Here is a 14635-nt window from a genome sequence, read left to right as displayed (position 1 = left end):
ACTTGACCATTTTTGACCTTTGAGGTTATTATAGCATTTTTTGTAAGAGAATCAAGTAAAAGACCTTGTTTAAAAAAAGGCAAAGATTCGATTTTTTTACAGACAATTGCGCCATTTTCAAGTAAACTATAAGAGTTGATATTTAAGAGAAAGAGTGGTGAAATCAATGGCTGAAAATCCTTTTGTAGAAAAAATTGCTTCATTAAAAGCTGGAGAAATCTCTGAATTAATCGTGGAGCAAAATGAATTTTTCCAATTTCGTGATGCTTGGATTTCTTTGCCTGACCGCGCGGAAATTGTTGGAGAAGCGGGGTTAAATGGACGAATCATTTATCGTTACCAAAAAGAGGAAGAATAGTCAGTGCAAAACATCACGAAATTTAAGCAAAAAGTGTTGTGTAAGATAGAAAAAAATGGTAATCTTAGAAACTGAAAGGGTCTTTTTTCGAGTAGACGTTTGATTTTAGCGTATCAAGAAAGGAAAACCCTAACATAAAAATTTTTTATTTACGAAGGAGACCGATTTATATGGAAAAGAAAGAATTTCACATTGTAGCAGAAACAGGAATTCACGCACGTCCAGCTACTTTATTAGTACAAACTGCAAGCAAATTTAACTCAGATATTAACTTAGAATACAAAGGTAAATCTGTTAACTTAAAATCAATCATGGGCGTTATGTCTTTAGGCGTTGGTCAAGGTTCTGACGTAACAATCACTGTTGATGGTGCTGACGAAGCTGAAGGAATGGCAGCAATCGTTGAAACATTACAAAAAGAAGGATTGGCTGAATAATGTCTGAGATGCTAAAAGGGATTGCCGCAAGTGATGGCGTTGCTGTTGCTAAAGCTTACCTGCTAGTTCAACCTGACTTGTCTTTCAACAAAACTTCCGTAGAAGATACTGATGCAGAAGCAACTCGCTTAGACGATGCTTTAGCAAAATCTACTGAAGAGTTGCAAGCAATTCGCGACAAAGCAGCTCAAAGCCTTGGTGAAGCAGAAGCGCAAGTTTTCGATGCTCATTTAATGGTTTTATCTGACCCAGAAATGGTTGGTCAAATCAAACAAAATATCCAAGACAACAAAGTCAATGCAGAAGCTGCCTTGAAAGAAGTTACGGATATGTATATTGGTATGTTTGAAGCAATGGACGATAATGCTTACATGCAAGAGCGTGCAGCAGATATTCGTGACGTTGCCAAACGTATCTTAGCACATTTATTAGGTGTGACTCTTCCAAATCCTTCAATGATTAACGAAGAAGTAATCGTGGTTGCCCACGACTTAACACCTAGTGATACTGCACAATTAGACCGTACGTATGTTAAAGCCTTTGTTACAGACATCGGCGGACGTACTTCTCACTCAGCCATCATGGCTCGTTCGTTAGAAATCCCTGCAATCGTTGGTACAAAAGAAATTACTGACAAAGTAAAAGCAGGCGATATTTTAGCAGTGAACGGAATCATTGGGGATGTTATTATTGACCCAACAGATGCTGAAAAATCTGAATTTGAAGCAGAAGCAAAAGCCTATGCAGATCAAAAAGCAGAATGGGATAAACTAAAAAATGCAGAAACTGTGACAGCTGACGGCAAACATGTTGAGTTAGCTGCAAACATTGGTACACCAAAAGATTTAGAAGGCGTACACAAAAACGGCGGCGAAGCTGTTGGTTTATATCGTACAGAATTCTTATACATGGATTCATCTGACTTTCCAACTGAAGAGGACCAATACCAAGCGTATAAAGCAGTTCTTGAAGGAATGGAAGGAAAACCAGTTGTGGTTCGTACAATGGATATTGGTGGGGACAAAGAGCTTCCTTACCTAACATTACCACACGAAATGAACCCATTCTTAGGTTACCGTGCATTACGTATTAGCTTATCAGAACTAGGTGACGGCATGTTCCGTACACAAATGCGTGCATTATTACGTGCGTCTGTTCATGGTAACTTACGTATCATGTTCCCAATGGTTGCTACTTTGAAAGAATTTAGAGCAGCGAAAGCAATCTTTGAAGACGAAAAACAAAAATTAGTCAACGAAGGTGTTGAAGTTTCAAACGATATCCAAGTAGGTATTATGATTGAAATTCCAGCAGCTGCCGTATTAGCTGATAAATTTGCCAAAGAAGTTGACTTCTTTAGTGTTGGAACCAACGATTTAATTCAATACACAATGGCTGCAGACCGTATGAACGAACGCGTTTCTTACTTATACCAACCATACAACCCATCAATCTTACGTTTAATTAAAAATGTAATTGATGCAGCACACGCTGAAGGTAAATGGGCTGGTATGTGTGGTGAAATGGCGGGCGATCAAACAGCTGTTCCATTACTATTGGGTATGGGCTTAGATGAGTTCTCAATGAGTGCTACATCTATCCTTAAAACACGTAGCTTGATGAAACGTTTAGACACAACTAAAATGGCTGAACTTGCTGACCGCGCATTAAAAGAATGCGACACGATGGAAGAAGTCGTTGCATTAGTTGAAGAATATACAAAATAATTAAGCGATTATGAAAGCACATCGACAATTGTCGATGTGCTTTTTTATTGTTGCGCTTCACGTATTTTTTTCTTGAAATAATAAATCGTGCTTCCCAAAATGAATAGAAAAACCAGCGTGATGCTACACACCAGTTTCCAAGGGAAATTGGTGTGTTTTTCAGGTGGGAGGTTGACGGCGGTAGCATTGTATTTTTTAGCTTCTTTTTCTTGGATGACTAAGTGTTTTTCCCACGAATAGTCTTGATAGCCATCGTTTGCTTTTATTTTTACAGTATAATTTCCAGGAACAAAAGGTTGTTCCTTTAAGTCAATCCGATAATTAAAATTTGTATTAGGGGCCATTGTTAACGACTCTTGGTGATTTTCGTAGCGAGGTTTAGCTTCTTTTTCATAATATAAAGAGGCATCGACTTGTAATTTTTTAATCATAGCCGCTTGTTTGTTTTGGAGATTCATTAATACGCGGTTACGACCGTTAGCTTGATCGGTTTTTACTTCATTTAAAGATAATTTTGGCTGAACAGGTTCATCTGTTTCACTAAGTAAGACACCGACTACATAAGAAAAACGATTATTGATGGCCACGCCGTTTTCTGAGTGAGCAGGTTGTTCATCTGACTTTTGTTCAAAGTAGAGTCCTCCTAAAACATACCCATTAAATGGTTTTTCCGGTAAAGTAAGCTGACATTCAACAGTCTTGGTTGAGTGTTTAGGTAGGTGGATTTCTTTTGGCAATTGCGCAATCTCATTAAAGGTAAAAGGTGCAGATGGATCTTTTTTTGTTTCAGCATGAGAATAATCTGCCAAGCCATTATCATTAGTAATCGCTGCATTGGCTGAAGCTAGCACGGTAATGTCGTTGGCTGTTTGATTCGTTAGTTCGATTTGTAGCTTTTGTGTTTGGTTTGGAGCGACACGTAGATCAAAATAACTTGTCTCTTTGGTTCGTTGATTGTCGGGTAAAATGGCTTTTACAGAAAAAGTCATTTCGCTTGCTTCTACAGAATAAGAGCCAATAAAAAATAAAAAAATGATGACGTTAATAGCATGGAGCCATTTAAAAAGCTGCTGATTCATAGTGTGCACTCCTTTTTGACAATTTTTTATAAGAAGGTATTGCATGAAGTTGTTTCATGCAATACCTTGTTTGTTTTCTTTTAAAGTGGTGTATCATCCAAAATCCAAGTAAGCGTTGTTTTATATTGTTTAGCTGCAACTTTTTTCGTTGTCGCAGGAACAGTTAATTGAATGCCTTGAGCAGCGGTCGCTCCGCTACCAAAAGCTAATGTCCAAGTGCCCATTCCTGTTGAAAGAGCGGCAGTCGCCACAGGAGAAGTAGCGGCACCAGTTGGATCCAAGGTTACTGGGACCGTTAATGGCGCCAAAGAAAGTAACTGTGTTGAATTGGGTGTTGCTGCTAAAAAGGTCAAGGATGCATTATCCAAAACAGCGGGTGTTGAATCACTTGTAGCAAATTGCGCACTCTGTTTAACTGATAATTTCCAGCCAAGATTTAGACCACGTTTGTCAGTTACTTGAACATAGTTTGGCACGCTAATTAAATCGCCAGTACTATTTTGCACTTGGTCCAGTTGTGCCGAATAGATTGCTGTTCCGGCTTGAATTTGTTTTGATCCAAAATGGATATTTGAAACATAGTCAATACTAAGGGGTCCGGCTGTACCAGGTTGATGAGGATCAGCAGGATTAGGTGTCACAGGCTGAGAAGGGTTCGTCGGGTTGACAGGTGGCGTGACAGTATTATCAAGAGCAAACGTAATATCAGCGTTGGATTGAATAGAAGCGACTTGAGCTGCTTCAACTTTTGGACTATTTAAAAGCATAAGAGGCGTAGCAACGAACAAAATGCTTGAAATGCGCATGATCTTTTTCATTTTTTTATTCCTTCTTTCTTGTTTATTTTTAACTTTTAAAAAAGCTAAATCCTAATTAGAGGGGTGTATCAGAAAGAATCCATTGTAATTCGGCAGTGTAAGATTCTTTGACCGTTAAATTAAGGTCAGGAGCAACGCTTAAAAAAAGTCCATTTTGTTGGTTCCAAGGAATTTCTACATTGTTATCGTCCGTTGCGGTGTATTGATAAACTTCGGTTGCTAAAGAGGAGATAGGGAAATCACTGCCATTTTTTCTATAAATGAAAGCTTGCTGGATCGTTTTATTTGTAGAAGTTGAATGCATGGGCTGACTCTCTCTTACCAACAAATGCCATGGTGTTTTTGCAACTCGACCATCGGCAATGAGGAAAGGAGCACTGATGGTCGATGGTGAGTAGAGGGTTCGTTTGCTGGGAAAAGGTAAATTTTTAAAGGAAACTGTAGTTGGCATCTGCACAAAACGGAGGGTACCGTTTTTGATAGGTAAAGACTGCTCTTTAGTGATTGGCGTAATTGGCGTTCCGCCACCATCATTGCCAGTAACCGTGCTAGAAAATAAAAGAAATTGGTTTATCCATTCTTCTGTAACCGTTGCTGTATATTGTAAGGTGAATTGTGTATTGGCTTCCGTAAAATTATCTGCTGGCAGCGAATTATGATAACTCCAATATGGCAAACCAGTGGAACTATCAGTTAAAAGTTGAAGCCCAGCTATTGGCGTACTTAAACCTGCTGCTGATTGTTTTGTTAATGTAGCAGCTGAAAGTTGAGCCAGTCCTTTAGGCACCGTTGCTCGTAATTGCTGATTCATCCACGTTGCTGGTTGATTGGTTAAACGTTTGGTTAACGTAAAACGAATGATTTGACCACTTACGACAGAGTTTGCAGCTTCCCAGTGCCCTTGTGCATTTTTCCGCTCAATGGTTTGCGTGACCGTTAGTTGAGGCACAGGATAAGCAACTGTTTGAGAAACAGTAGAACTGGTTAGCAAAGGCAGGCCAGTGCGATTGCTGAGACCTTGGACCCACAAGCTGACCGTTTCTCCCCCTTGGAAAGTGGGTAAATTAGCAAATTGAAAATGGCCATTGGAATCTAAGGACGTTGTGAAAATAGAACCACCATTTATTTGTACTTTAACTTGATAGGTTCCGTTAGATGCTTGAGAAGCTTTACCTGAAAGTAGAGTTGATCCGGCATTAGCGACTACGTTTGTGACAGGTTGGATTGACCAATTGACACTTTGGTCAGCTGAGGGGCTGCTTTGAATATAGTCGGTTGACGTTTTTGAACGAGCAAAGACAATTGTAGAGAGCGTGTCGCCATATTCTAATGGTGAAGCTAAAGAGGTCGAGAAATTTCCGGCTGCATCGACAGAAATCCCTTTCACCACAATGGGGGTAGTGGTGCCATCCTGGCGGTTCAAGGTTAATTGAACAGAGTAGTTATAGTTTGGGTCTTGTACTTGTTGAATGGTCCCTGTTACAGTAGTGTCCAGATGATTTGGTTGAGTTAGTTTGGCTGGTGTGACTTGAGGAACGGGGTAATTCCCTAAACTAAGTTGAGCTTTGCTAATTACGCCTGTTTTTGTATTATTCCCAATAATAATATTAATTGCACCTAATCCAGTGCCGACATCTGTAAAGGTTCCTCGAATCGGATAGTCTTTGCCGTTAAGAGCAGGAGGGATTGAAATTCCTCGTTTATAAAGTGCGCCCACATCAAACGAAATGGCGGCAGACCATTTGGTTCCGGGAAGTAACACCAAGGTGCTACTTGGAAAAGTCAGATAAACAGAATGATAAGTGCTACTATAAGAGAGACTGACGCCGTTAGTTGAACTGTGAATATCTTGAGTGGCTGTTCCTGGATAACTGACGGTCCCTGTTAAAAGAGTCAGAAAATCTTGTTGCTTTAGAGTGTCGTTATCTAACTGGCTTGAAATTTCTGTAGGAAGTTGAATAGCAATAATCGGCCGATCATTAATTGCTAAGCCGATAAGTGTCACACTGTATTCATACGAAAGTGTGATAATATCTTGGTTATACGTTCCTGTACTTAAGATACTTTTTAAGGTGCTATTACCAACAGAAACACTAGCTGGCGTAGGTGCCATAGGTTCATCGTTTTCAGAGGAAGCATGGGTTTGCTCGGTTTCTTGTTCCACGATATCGGTTGCTTGAGTTGTTTGTTGTTCTGTTGAAACTGAGGTAAATGTTTCACTAAAAGTAGAGGCGTGAGTTGTAGGGTTCAGTGTTTCAGAATGAGCCATCAAAGGTTGAGTCAGCGATAAAAAAAGCCATGATATGATGCAAGAAAAGATTCCCCAGACGAACTTATTCAAAACCATCCTCTCCTTTTTTTGATATTATATGTATAATGATGAAAATATATAATGCGTAAATATTGAGTACATACATTCTATAATGGGCCATTCATAAAGTAAAGCGATTACATCCGATGATGAACAAGATATTTTGTTCACAATCTTTTAGGATTTTAAGAAGGAAATTTCTCGAAATTCTATGCTTTTTTAATCCGAAAAAATTAAAAAACTGATAGTTTGCTAAAAATCGAGTCTTTCTTTCACTTCTTAGCACTTAAAATATTTACATTTTCCTAGGGATAGTGTACTATTTAAAGGTATGCATAAATAAAGTTTGATGTATAAAATTAAATGTTATTCGGAGGGAAACAAATGTCTGCGAAATGGGAAAAAAAAGGCACTAATGATGGTGTATTAACTTTTTCAATCGAACAAGCAGTAATCGAAAAAGGATTAACGCAAGCGTTCAATAAAGTGAAAAAAAACTTAAACGTACCTGGTTTCCGTAAAGGAAAAGTATCACGTACTGTTTTTAACCGTATGTATGGAGAAGAAGCGTTATACGAAGATGCGTTAAACGCTGTTTTACCAGAAGCATATGAAGCGGCTGTATTAGAAGCAGGAATTGAACCAGTAGCACAACCAAAAATTGATGTTGAAAGCATGAATAAAGGGGAAGACTGGGTTATCACTGCTGAAGTAACTGTCAAACCTGAAGTAAAATTAGGCGAATACAAAAACTTAACAGTGTCTAAGCAAGACCGTGAAGTAACAGATGAAGACGTGGAAGCACGTTTGAAACGCGAACAAGAATCTCAAGCTGAATTAGTAATCAAAGAAGATGCCGCTGCTGAAAATGGCGACACTGTAGTTATCGACTTTGAAGGCTTCTTAGGCGACGAAGCATTTGAAGGCGGCAAAGGCGAAAATTACTCATTAGAATTAGGTTCTAATTCATTTATTCCAGGCTTTGAAGACCAATTAGTTGGCAAAAAAGCTGGCGAAGAAGTAGAAGTAAACGTTACTTTCCCTGAAGATTACCAAGCAGAAGATTTAGCTGGTAAAGAAGCAGTCTTCAAAGTAACTGTTCATGAAGTAAAAGCAAAAGAATTACCAGAATTGGATGATGAATTTGCAAAAGACGTTGACGATTCAGTAGAATCATTAGACGAATTAAAAGAAAAATTCCGTAAAGAATTGACAGAAGCAAAAGAAGCAGCAGCTGAAGAAGCAAAAGACGAAGAAGCAATTCGTTTAGCTGTTGAAAATGCTGAAATCGTTGAATTACCACACGTAATGGTTCACGACGAAGTTCACCGTTCAATGGATGAATTCTTAAACAACATGCAACGCCAAGGAATTTCTCCTGAAATGTACTACCAATTAACTGGTTCTACAGAAGAAGATTTACACAAACAATTTGAAGGCGAAGCAGAAACACGCACAAAAACAAACTTAGTGATTGAAGCAGTTGCCAAAGCTGAAAACATCGAAGTAACACAAGAAGACATCGATGCTGAAGTGAAAGATTTAGCAGAACAATACAACATGCCTGAAGCGCAAGTACGTAAAGTATTAAACAACGACATGTTAGAACACGATATTCGTATGAAACGTGCTGTTGAAACAATTACTGAAACAGCTGTTGAAAAATAAACATTTTTAATAAGCTCTTCATTCGATAGAGTTTTCTAAAACTGTAGATGGAAGGTGTCTTTCATCTACAGTTTTTTTCATATAAAATAACTTTTGAAAGGGTGTGTCAAAATGGATAAAAATTATTCGAAAATTAAATATGGATTAGTGGTGTTTGGCATCTTATGCTTGACGTACAATCTCTGGGAATTTTTTACGGCCAAGTATTCAACAAAACAAGGTGTGACGTTTGTTATCGAATGTTTACTTGGAATTGGGCTGATCTTTTTACCGGATCTTGTCAATAAATTTTTAAAAATTATTATGCCACCGACCATCGTTTATTTTTACTGGTTTTTCTTATTTATTTCAGTATTCCTAGGAACCTCGTTGCATATGATTTCAATCATTTCGTTCTGGGATAAAATTTTACACTTTGTTAGTCCGATGCTGTTAACTGCTGTTGGTTATGGTATTGCTGGTTTCCTATTGAAGAAAACGAAGTACGCCGATGTTTCCCCGTGGTTGTTTTTATTATTTGGGTTTGCATTTGCAGGGCTTTGTGGCGTTTTCTGGGAATTCTGGGAATTTATCTGCGATTCACTAGGGAACATGAACTTACAACGCTATAATATGTCCAACGGCCAACCATTTATTGGGCGTGCTGCTTTAATGGATACGATGGGGGATTTATTTACCAATACCCTTGGGGCCTTTGTGATGGGCGTGTATACGTATATCAGAAGCAAAGGAAATCCTGAGTATTTAGAAAATTATGCGATAAAGAGAAAATAATAAAAAAGCGATTCAACCATGGTTGAATCGCTTTTTTGCTGTTTTTTTTAAGCAGGTACTTCGACAGGTTTTTTCAAAAGTCCGTAGACAATTCCTGAAATAATCGCCCCAATTAAGATGAACAATAGATATAGTAATGGATTACTTAATAGGAAGACGACGAAGATTCCTCCATGTGGTGCCAATAATTTGATACCAAACGCACCAACCAACGCACCAGTAAAGGCAGAACCTACCACGAAACTTGGAATCACACGTAATGGGTCAGCTGCTGCAAAAGGAATTGCCCCTTCAGTGACAAAAGAAAGGCCCATAACAATATTGGTTAAGCCGGCATCTTGTTGATCTTTTGTAAATTTATTTTTAAATAAACGAGTTGCTACGAAAATTGCTAATGGAGGAACCATTCCGCCAGCCATTACAGAGGCCATGACCACGCTGCCACCTTCTGCAACAGTACTTGCTAGCGTAGCTGTACCGAAAACATAAGCAGCTTTGTTAACTGGTCCACCTAAGTCGATGGCCATCATACCAGCTAATAAAGCACCAAGTAAAGCTGCATTTGTGCCATCTAAGCCAAGTAGGAAATGATTTAACGCATCATTAATTGCTTTCATTGGGATGTTAATGACTAACATTAATAAGCCCGTAATAATCAAACCAAAAACTGGATAGAATAAAATGGTTTTAATTCCATCTAATGATTTTGGCAAGCCTTTGAAGACTTTACGTAAAAGAACCACTACATAACCAGCTAAGAAACCACCGATTAGGGCCCCAAGGAACCCAGCTCCGCCAGCATTTGCTAATGCACCAGCCGCGAAACCAGCAACTAAGCCTGGACGATCCCCAATACTAGAAGCAATAAAACCAGCTAAGACAGGTAACATAAAGCCAAATGCTGCGCCACCAATTTGGTTAAACCAGCTAGCTACGTCATTGTAATTCCCTAAATTGGCTAATTGATCTTGAGGAACCCCGATAAATTGATCAATCATAAAGGAAAGAGCAATGGCAATTCCGCCACCAATAACGAAAGGTAACATATGAGAAACACCATTCATTAAATCTTTATAGATACGAGAACCGATTGAACCTTCCGCTGAATCCTCTTGGTCGCTTGCAGCCGAGTCACTGCCATGGAAAGTAGGAGCTTCACCACTAATGGCTAAGTTAATTAGTTCTTCGGTTTTACGAATTCCATCACTGACGGGACGATTGACTAATTTTTTACCATCAAAACGATTCATTTCTACTTTTTTATCGGCTGCGACAATTACGCCATCAGCACGAGCAATATCTTCAGCAGTCAAACGATTTTTAATTCCTTCTGAACCGTTTGTTTCTACTTTAATGTCTACGCCCATTTCTTTTGCTTTTTTCTTCAGTGCATCTTCAGCCATGTAAGTGTGAGCAATTCCTGTAGGACAAGCAGTCACAGCAATAATATATTTACGATTGCTTTCTGGTGCTGGCGTTGTTTGTTCTTGTTCTGCTTTTTCTTCCGCTTCTTTTTGATCTTCTGCTGCTTGGAAAAGAGCTTGTACTGCTTCTGGAGTTTCCGCTTCTTTCAATTTGCCAACAAAGTCTGGATCGATAAGTAATCGAGAAAGGGCCGCAAGCGCTTGGAGATGTGTATCATTAGCGCCTTCTGGAGCAGCAATCATGAAGAATAGATAAGTAGGTTGTCCATCTAGTGCTTCATAATCAACACCTTTTTTACTTTTAGCGAAAAGAACTGTCGGTTCTTTTACGGCACTATTTTTTGCGTGAGGCATAGCGATGCCGTCGCCTAAACCAGTCGATGTTTGTGCTTCGCGTTTTAAAATTCCTTCTTTGTAAGTGTCAATGTCAGAGATGCGGCCACCATCGTATAATTTTTGGACCATTTCATCAATCGCGCCTTTTTTATCAGTAGCTTGTAAATCCATAATCATGACATCTTTTATTAATAAATCATTAATGTTCACTCTATTTTCCTCCCTTAGTGGATTTATTCTGAAATTTTTTCAATTGTTACTTCGTGAATAAGTTCTTGGATAAAATCTTCTGAGGCTAAATCATCAGAAAATGCGGTCGCGCTACCGCAAGCGACACCCCATTTGAAAGCCTCTAAAGGATCTTGTGTTTTTGAAAAGTTGCCAATAAAACCAGCAATCATTGAGTCGCCAGCGCCGACAGAATTTTTCAGTGGACGTTTTAAAACGTTGGAACGATAAACACCTTCTGTTGTGAAAAGTAATGCACCATCACCAGCCATTGAGATAATTACGTGTTGTGCTCCTTCTTCTAGTAACCGATGTCCATAAGGTAAAATATCTTCAACACTTGTAAAGGTTGTATGATATAATTCTGCCAACTCATGATTATTTGGCTTGACCAATAAAGGCTTTTGTGACAAAGCGTTCATTAAATCTTCACCTGTCGTATCAATAACAAATTCTGCGCCTTTTTCCTTCGCAATTTGGATTAACTCTTCGTAAAATCCTTTGCGTAGAGAAGCAGGTGTACTTCCTGAAAGAACAACAATATCACCAGCCTGAACACGACTAACTGCTTGTTTTAGTTCTTGAATTTCTTCGTTTGTTAGAGCAGGTCCTAAGCCGTTAATTTCTGTTTCAGTATCTGATTTCAATTTAATGTTGATTCGTGTATCAGCAGACACGGGAGTGAAATTCGTTTGGATTTCTTCTTTTTTCAACCAATCGGCAATGAATGAGCCTGTAAAACCACCTAAAAAACCTAAGGCAGTGGATTCTGTCTCCATACGTTTTAAAATACGTGAAACGTTGATTCCTTTGCCGCCAGGTAATTTAAAATCATTCGTCATCCGATTCAAATCACCAATTTGTAGATGATCGACGTGAACGATAAAGTCGATAGAAGGGTTTAAAGTCACTGTGTAAATCATTTGTTTGCCTCCATTAAAATAGTTTTTTGCTGGAATCCTTGAAGTGATTCAGCAGGGCAGTAGTCAGTTAGTAAAGTAACTGACTCTAATTCTTCCACTTTGGTAAACGTTACTTCATTAAATTTTGTATGATCCAGTAAAACATAGGCTGTTTCTGCTTGATGAATAGCCAAGGCTTTTAGCGCTGCTTCTTCGGGATCAGGCGTTGTTAAACCAAACTCTAAATGTGCACCGTTAGTTCCTAAAAAAGCTTTGTTAAAACGAAAATGTTGTAGCTGTTCCATACTAGTGGCACCAATGATTGCTTTAGTGGAGAGCTTCAAAGTACCACCAAGCATAATAGTGGGAATTTCCATATCGCTAAGTTTTGCAGCATGATGTACGGAATTCGTCACTACATGGATTTGTTTCCCAACTAAAAAAGGGATCATTTCTAACGTGGTTGAACCAGCATCTAAATAAATCATATCGCCATCTTGTACACAACTAGCGGCTAAAGAAGCAATCTTTTGCTTTTCGTGCGTGTTTTTGATTGATTTTTCCGTCATGTTTTGTTCAAAGCCTAAATTAAGAATACGCTTAGCGCCGCCGTGAATGCGTTCTAACAAATTGGCATCTTCTAATTCTTGTAAATCGCGGCGGATTGTGGATTCTGAAGCATTGAATAAGCTAGCAAGTTCTTGTGATTTGACGACTGATTTTTGATCTAACAATTGTAAAATTTTTTGATGTCGTTCTTCCGTAAGCATTTTCATCCCTCATTTCATGGATATAATAGCACAAATGAAAACGCTAATCAATCTAAAACGGTCAAAAACATTCAAAAAAATTAAAAAACAGTCATGAGAAAAAAAGAAAGCTGCTGAACTCAGGTTCAGCAGTTTTCTTTAATTCACTAAATCATTCGGTAAAGTTTTTTGATAAATCTCTTTTTTGACTTGGTAAGCGAGTTTTTCATCGGTCAAAATAATGAGCACATCGCCAACATGCATAACAGTATCACCATGTGTTAAAATTTCTGATTCGCCACGGCGAATGGAAGTGAGCAACATTTGTTTAGGCCAGACAAAATCACGTACCATCGTATCATCTAAGGAACTTTCTGCAGTGATAGGTAATTCAATAATCGTTTTGTGGCCACGAATATTACTTACTTTAGAAGGAACCAAACGTTCTAATAAGCTTTCATAAATTGGCTTGCCGCCAAGACTATCGATGGTAATATAACTAACTAAAGCGACAACCCCTAAAGACATTAAATGAGAAAAATTGCCGACCATTTCTGTTACTAAAATAATTGCTGTTAACGGTGCTTTACCAATCGCAGTAAAATAACCAGCCATGGCAAAAATTAAAAAGTTTTTCACAAAAATTGGATCCATCCCTACGTATTGGACAAGTAGACTGCCATACAATGTTCCGATAATGGCACCTAAAGTTAGAATAGGCAAGAAAATACCACCAGGGAGATTCGAACCGTAAGAAACCATTGAAAAAACAAAACGTAAAACCAGTAAGCCGACTAAAGCCCAAATCGTGGCCGGTTGATTGCCTAAAGCTAAAACAATTTGATTCCCACCGCCAAGTAAATGTGGAAAGAAATAACCAATCGGTAAAATCAAAATAAAAGGAACAAAGCCATAATAATTAGAAGAAAGGCCTTTGATTTTTCCATATACTTTTGGTAAGGACAACAATGTTTTTTGATATATCCAACCTAATAATCCTAGCAAAACGCCCAGCAGGACTAATGTCCAATAGTACTCTAGAGGCAAAGATTTAACGGGACCAATATAAAGAACTGGCTGCAATCCGAAGAAATGCAAAGAAACAAAGTTAGCGGAAATGGCCGCAGAAAAAGAGGTTAACCAAACTAAAGGTGAAAAGGAATGGTGAACCTCTTCTAGAACAAATAAAAGGCCTGCGATTGGTGCATTAAAAGCGGCGGCTAAACCAGCACTGGCACCACTACTGATTAAAATTTTTTCTTCAGACTTGGTGCTTTGCCGCCATTGACTATAGCCTTGTCCAACCACTGCACCTAGTTGAATTGAAGGACCTTCACGTCCCAAAAATAGCCCAGGACTAATCGCTAAGATCCCACCGATAAATTTTTTCCAAAGCACTGGAAACCAGTGAATTTCTAATTGACCTTGGAGTTGTCCTTCCACTTGGGGGATGCCACTGCCTTTAATTGCTGGTTCGCTCTTAATCAGTCGTCCTAATAAATAAGCAAGCACGAGAGAAAATAAGAACCAAGGAATCATCCAAAAGGGTTTTTCGTGAAACGTTTGATACAGATGAACGACTTGTTCGCCAATTTTTTCAATACCTAAGCGAAATAAGCTGACAACAAAGCCGACCAGAATTCCGACGACGATGCCTTTAAGGATAAAGCCGATTCGGGTACCATCTAATTGTTTAATTTCATGTACATCATTATTCATTTCATTTTTAGCCTCCATCACTACTTACTAATGTACTGCGGTTTGACTTGATTTACAAGAAAATTTCATATAAAAAGAAAAAGATTTTTTGTTCTTTTCTAAAGA

12 protein-coding genes are annotated in these 14635 nt (G+C 38.5%); 5 read left to right on the top strand and 7 right to left on the bottom strand.

The window, feature by feature from the left end; translation table 11 throughout:
- Nucleotides 1-166 precede the first annotated feature (166 nt).
- The 3 genes from AB3I72_RS07750 (at nt 167) to ptsP (ending at nt 2522) form a co-directional block, all read left to right on the top strand.
- Complete coding sequence (locus AB3I72_RS07750; RefSeq protein WP_002366170.1) at nt 167-358, top strand: hypothetical protein; 192 nt, start codon at nt 167-169, stop codon at nt 356-358.
- Nucleotides 359-528: 170 nt separating this feature from the next.
- Entirely contained in the window at nt 529-795 is a 267-nt protein-coding gene (locus AB3I72_RS07745) for a phosphocarrier protein HPr (RefSeq protein WP_002355551.1), read from the top strand.
- A complete protein-coding gene (gene ptsP / locus AB3I72_RS07740) occupies nt 795-2522 on the top strand; it encodes a phosphoenolpyruvate--protein phosphotransferase (RefSeq protein ID WP_002361251.1) in 1728 nt (575 codons plus the stop codon). Before AB3I72_RS07745 ends, ptsP begins: the two co-directional genes overlap by 1 nt.
- Before the next feature lie 44 nt (nt 2523-2566).
- On the opposite strand, the gene AB3I72_RS07735 is transcribed toward ptsP, so the two are convergent.
- From AB3I72_RS07735 to AB3I72_RS07725, 3 genes are read right to left on the bottom strand one after another with little or no spacing between them, the layout of a single operon-like run.
- Nucleotides 2567-3646, bottom strand: a complete 1080-nt coding sequence (locus AB3I72_RS07735; protein WP_176944613.1) for a DUF916 and DUF3324 domain-containing protein — start codon at nt 3644-3646, stop codon at nt 2567-2569.
- 35 nt (nt 3647-3681) lie between these two features.
- On the bottom strand, nt 3682-4419 hold the full coding sequence (locus AB3I72_RS07730) for a WxL domain-containing protein (RefSeq protein WP_176944612.1): 738 nt from the start codon (nt 4417-4419) through the stop codon (nt 3682-3684).
- A gap of 55 nt (nt 4420-4474) precedes the next feature.
- Complete coding sequence (locus AB3I72_RS07725; protein WP_368023786.1) at nt 4475-6766, bottom strand: hypothetical protein; 2292 nt, start codon at nt 6764-6766, stop codon at nt 4475-4477.
- Nucleotides 6767-7114: 348 nt separating this feature from the next.
- Here AB3I72_RS07725 and tig point away from each other — a divergent pair, with 348 nt between their 5' ends.
- The gene (gene tig / locus AB3I72_RS07720) at nt 7115-8398 is read left to right on the top strand and encodes a trigger factor (RefSeq protein ID WP_002355556.1); all 1284 of its coding nucleotides are present in this window, start codon (nt 7115-7117) and stop codon (nt 8396-8398) included.
- A gap of 111 nt (nt 8399-8509) precedes the next feature.
- Nucleotides 8510-9172 carry a hypothetical protein gene (locus AB3I72_RS07715; RefSeq protein WP_002366175.1) on the top strand — a complete coding sequence of 221 codons (663 nt, stop codon included), beginning with the start codon at nt 8510-8512 and terminating at the stop codon, nt 9170-9172.
- 47 nt (nt 9173-9219) lie between these two features.
- Here the strand turns inward: AB3I72_RS07715 and AB3I72_RS07710 are convergent, their stop codons facing one another.
- The 4 genes from AB3I72_RS07710 to AB3I72_RS07695 all read right to left on the bottom strand — a co-directional run bounded on the left by AB3I72_RS07710 (nt 9220) and on the right by AB3I72_RS07695 (nt 14530).
- Nucleotides 9220-11142 (bottom strand): fructose-specific PTS transporter subunit EIIC, encoded by a 1923-nt coding sequence (locus AB3I72_RS07710; RefSeq protein ID WP_002382993.1) that lies wholly within the window; start codon nt 11140-11142, stop codon nt 9220-9222.
- Between the two features lie 23 nt (nt 11143-11165).
- Nucleotides 11166-12083 carry a 1-phosphofructokinase gene (gene pfkB, locus AB3I72_RS07705; RefSeq protein ID WP_002382994.1) on the bottom strand — a complete coding sequence of 306 codons (918 nt, stop codon included), beginning with the start codon at nt 12081-12083 and terminating at the stop codon, nt 11166-11168.
- The gene (locus tag AB3I72_RS07700; RefSeq protein ID WP_002381250.1) at nt 12080-12832 is read right to left on the bottom strand and encodes a DeoR/GlpR family DNA-binding transcription regulator; all 753 of its coding nucleotides are present in this window, start codon (nt 12830-12832) and stop codon (nt 12080-12082) included. The genes pfkB and AB3I72_RS07700 overlap by 4 nt, the downstream gene beginning before the upstream one ends.
- A gap of 138 nt (nt 12833-12970) precedes the next feature.
- Nucleotides 12971-14530: a ClC family H(+)/Cl(-) exchange transporter gene (locus AB3I72_RS07695; protein ID WP_002358694.1), complete on the bottom strand. Its 1560-nt coding sequence runs from the start codon at nt 14528-14530 to the stop codon at nt 12971-12973.
- Nucleotides 14531-14635: the final 105 nt, after the last annotated feature.

The organism is Enterococcus sp. GC34 (assembly GCF_040886645.1).
Lineage (GTDB): Bacteria > Bacillota > Bacilli > Lactobacillales > Enterococcaceae > Enterococcus > Enterococcus faecalis.
Note: the sequence above shows the minus strand (reverse complement) of the source record. Positions and strands in the feature narration are given on the sequence as shown.

Coding starts and splice junctions, on each gene's coding strand:
- AB3I72_RS07750 (WP_002366170.1), top strand. CDS start 167: ATGGCTGAAAATCCTTTTGTAGAAAAAATTGCTTCATTAAAAGCTGGA.
- AB3I72_RS07745 (WP_002355551.1), top strand. CDS start 529: ATGGAAAAGAAAGAATTTCACATTGTAGCAGAAACAGGAATTCACGCA.
- ptsP (WP_002361251.1), top strand. CDS start 795: ATGTCTGAGATGCTAAAAGGGATTGCCGCAAGTGATGGCGTTGCTGTT.
- AB3I72_RS07735 (WP_176944613.1), bottom strand. CDS start 3,646: ATGCAATACCTTCTTATAAAAAATTGTCAAAAAGGAGTGCACACTATG.
- AB3I72_RS07730 (WP_176944612.1), bottom strand. CDS start 4,419: ATGAAAAAGATCATGCGCATTTCAAGCATTTTGTTCGTTGCTACGCCT.
- AB3I72_RS07725 (WP_368023786.1), bottom strand. CDS start 6,766: ATGGTTTTGAATAAGTTCGTCTGGGGAATCTTTTCTTGCATCATATCA.
- tig (WP_002355556.1), top strand. CDS start 7,115: ATGTCTGCGAAATGGGAAAAAAAAGGCACTAATGATGGTGTATTAACT.
- AB3I72_RS07715 (WP_002366175.1), top strand. CDS start 8,510: ATGGATAAAAATTATTCGAAAATTAAATATGGATTAGTGGTGTTTGGC.
- pfkB (WP_002382994.1), bottom strand. CDS start 12,083: ATGATTTACACAGTGACTTTAAACCCTTCTATCGACTTTATCGTTCAC.
- AB3I72_RS07700 (WP_002381250.1), bottom strand. CDS start 12,832: ATGCTTACGGAAGAACGACATCAAAAAATTTTACAATTGTTAGATCAA.
- AB3I72_RS07695 (WP_002358694.1), bottom strand. CDS start 14,530: ATGAATAATGATGTACATGAAATTAAACAATTAGATGGTACCCGAATC.